This window comes from Allobosea sp. P1_A7, assembly GCF_056406775.1.
On the sequence record NZ_JBFTZN010000414.1, the window covers coordinates 1 to 3,474 of the forward strand.

The 3,474-nt window shown below is 66.1% G+C and carries 3 protein-coding genes; all 3 read right to left on the bottom strand.

The features are described 5' to 3' along the window. Window positions 1–332: 332 nt before the first annotated feature. Entirely contained in the window at window positions 333–1,769 is a 1,437-nt protein-coding gene (locus AC1D34_RS35335; RefSeq protein ID WP_476826759.1) for a homospermidine synthase, read from the bottom strand. Window positions 1,770–1,937: 168 nt separating this feature from the next. Further along, window positions 1,938–2,465, bottom strand: a complete 528-nt coding sequence (locus AC1D34_RS35340; protein WP_441492428.1) for a GNAT family N-acetyltransferase — start codon at window positions 2,463–2,465, stop codon at window positions 1,938–1,940. A gap of 117 nt (window positions 2,466–2,582) precedes the next feature. Beyond that, window positions 2,583–3,474, bottom strand: an 892-nt coding sequence (locus tag AC1D34_RS35345; RefSeq protein WP_476826760.1) for a type III PLP-dependent enzyme, incomplete at its 5' end; no start/stop codon positions are given.

Consider the following 3,474-nt stretch of genomic DNA (forward strand, 5'->3'; position numbering starts at 1 on the left):
CCCGCCGATCGCATGAAGCAGCTCGCCGATCGCCTCCGGCTCGCTCTCGACCTTGCTCTCCCGGATCAGCTTGCCGCCCGCATCCATGACGCAGACGCTGGTGGTGCGAACAGACACATCAAGACCGACGAACAGCTCCATGGCAGGCCCTCCTGACCGGTTGGATCGATGGAGCCTGACCGGAAGACCGCTCTCCGTCATCCCGTATCAACGGGCGGCCGGAGCCCCAACAACCCGATCTTTTTGTTTGGTGCGTGCTGCCTTGCTTCAGGCGGTGCAACGGGGGCCGGAGACCCTCGGGCCGGTGCGAGGCGTCCCGAGGATGGTAGGCGTCAGCGGACCAGAATGTTCCGGAACTGCCAGGGATCGCTGGTGTCGATATCCTCCGGGAAGAAGCCCGGGCGGCCCTGCAGCGGCGTCCAGTCGGTATAGGTCCCGACCACCGGGCCGAGATAGGGCAACTGCACTTCCAGGCAGCGACGGAAATCGAGCTCATCGGATTCGACGATGCCGGCCTTCGGGTTCTCCAGCGCCCAGACCATGCCGGCAAGCACGGCGGAGGTCACCTGGAGGCCCGTGGCGTTCTGATAAGGCGCAATCCGGCGGGTCTCTTCCACGGAGAGCTGCGAGCCGAACCAGTAGGCATTCTTGCCGTGGCCATAAAGCAGTACGCCGAGTTCGTCGATGCCATCGACGATTTCGCTCTCCTCGAGGATGTGCTGCTTCTCCTGCACCTTGCCGGCGCTACCGAACATCTCATGCAACGAAAGCACGGCGTCATTGGCCGGGTGATAAGCATAGTGGCAGGTCGGCCGATAGGTGGGGTTGCCGGCCTCGTCGCGCACCGTGAAGTAATCGGAGAGCGAGATCGCCTCGTTATGCGTCACCAGGAAGCCGTATTGCGGGCCGGGCGTCGGGCACCAGCTCCGCACGCGCGTCTCGGCCCCGGCCTGGAGCAGATAGATCGCCGACTGGCAGCCAGCCTCATGCGTGCGACCGTTCTCTGGCATCCAGCGCTCATGCGTGCCCCAGCCGAGCTCCGCCGGCTGCTGGCCTTCCGAGACGAAACCCTCGACCGACCAGGTGTTGACGAAGACATCGCGCGGCTTGGGATGCTTGGCACGCTGGGTGTCGCGCTCGGCGATATGGATACCCTTGACGCCAACCTGCTGCATCAGGGCGCCCCATTCGGCGCGGTTCTTCGGTTCGGGGGTCTGGAGGCCGAGATCGGCCGCGACGTTGAGCAGGCCCTGCTTGACGAACCATGAGACCATGCCGGGATTGGCGCCGCAGCAGGAGACCGCCGTGGTGGTGCCGGCCGGACGCGCGCGCTTGGCAGCCATGGTGGCTTCGCGCAGCGCATAGTTCGAGCGGGCCTCGGGACCCTTGCTGTGGTCGAAATAGAAGCCGAGCCAAGGCTCGTTGACGGTGTCGATATAGAGTGCGCCAAGCTCGGAGCAGAATTGCATGATGTCGAGCGAGCCGGTGTCGACCGACAGGTTGACGCAGAAGCCCTGGCCACCGCCTTCGGTAAGAAGGGGCTGCAGCAGGCTCTTGTAGTTCTCGGGGGTCACCGCTTCCTGGATGAAGCGGATGCCGCGCTCGTCGAGGAGGGCACGGTTGGTGTCATGCGGGTCGATGACGACGAAGCGGCTGCGGTCGTATTCGAAATGCCGCTCGATCAACGGCAGTGTTCCGCGTCCGATGGAGCCGAACCCGATCATTACGATCGGTCCGGTGATGGTGCCGTGGACGGGCCAATGAGTCATGATGTTTCCTTGGTTGGGGTGGAACGGGGGTAAATCTTTCGCGGGCTCGTATGGAGAGCGGCCGCGCTCGTCAATCCGGAACGCCATTTTTGCGCCGCCAGGGTCGATTCCGACCCCGACGACGCTGAGGACAACCCGGTGCGGATGACGCCGCGGTGACGCTCGCGATCAGGCTGCGAGCGCCGCGGCAGGCAGGGGCTCGATCAGGCGCCCCGTTGCGGACAGGACGCCGGCGGCGCCCGCGAGCGCGCCGGGGCGCAGTTCGAGGCCGAGGAAGCGCTCGCGCTCGACCGGGCCAGGCATGGCAAGATCGCGCATCGGCTCGGCCGAGAAGCCAAACCGAGCGTAATAGGGCGCATCGCCGACCAACAGCACAGCGCCGTGGCCATGGCAGGCGGCGCGCCAGATCGCCTCGCGCATCATCGTCTTGCCGAGCCCCTCGCCGTGCAGATCCGGGGAGACGGCGAGCGGCCCGAGCAGCAGCGCATCATGGCCGCCGGCATCGATGTTCCAGAGCCTGACGGTTGCCACGACTGCGCCGTCGCGCTCCGCGACCAGCGCCAGCCCGGCGGCCGGCATCCGGCCTTCGCGCAGGCGTTCGCTGGTCTTGGCGAAACGGCGCTCGCCGAAGCAACGGTCGAGCAGGGCCTCACGGGCCTGGATGTCGAACGCGGTTTCCTCGCGGATCGTGATCATGACGCACCTCCGGCCGGAGCGCCTGCGCAAGAGCGCAGACCTTCCCGGCGCCGCGCGCGAACGCGGCCAAACAGAATGATTTGGGGGGCGGCGCCGGCTGGAGCCGGAGCCGGAACGTCAGATGACGTATTGCTTCAGCGGCGGGAAGCCGTTGAAGGCGACGGCCGAATAGGTCGTCGTATAAGCACCGGTGCCCTCGATCAGCACGCGATCGCCGATCTCCAGGCTGAATGGCAGCATGTACGGGGTCTTCTCGTACATGACGTCGACCGAGTCGCAGGTCGGGCCGGCCAGGACGCTCGGCACGGTCGCGTCACCGTCGCGCGGGGTGCGGATCGGATAGCGGATCGCCTCGTCCATGGTCTCGGCGAGACCGCTGAACTTGCCGATGTCGAGATAGACCCAGCGAACCTGATCGTCCTCGCTCTTCTTCGAGACAAGCACGACCTCGGCCTCGATCATGCCGGCTTCGCCGACCATGCCGCGGCCCGGCTCGATGATCGTCTCCGGAAGCTGGTTGCCGAAATGCTTCGACAGCGCCCGGAAGATCGCATCGCCATAGGCCGGAACGCCCGGGATCGGACGCAGGTAGCGCGCCGGGAAGCCACCGCCGAGATTGACCATCGACAGCGACATGCCACGGGTGGCGCATTCCTTGAACACCGCCGAGGCCGAGGCCAGAGCGGAATCCCAGGCGTTCACATTCGCCTGCTGCGAGCCGACATGGAACGAGATGCCATAGGCGCCCAGGCCAAGACGATGGCCATGCTCAAGCACGTCCGCGGCCATTTCGGGCACGCAGCCGAACTTGCGCGAGAGCGGCCAGTCGGCGCCGGCGCCGTCGCAGAGGATGCGGCAGAAAATGCGCGCGTCCTTGACCGCGGTGAGGGCGGCGGAACGGGCGATCTTGTCGACCTCGGCTACGCAATCGACGGCGAACAAGCGCACGCCGAGCTCCAAGGCGCGCGCGACGTCGCGCTCCTTCTTGATCGTGTTGCCATAGGAGATG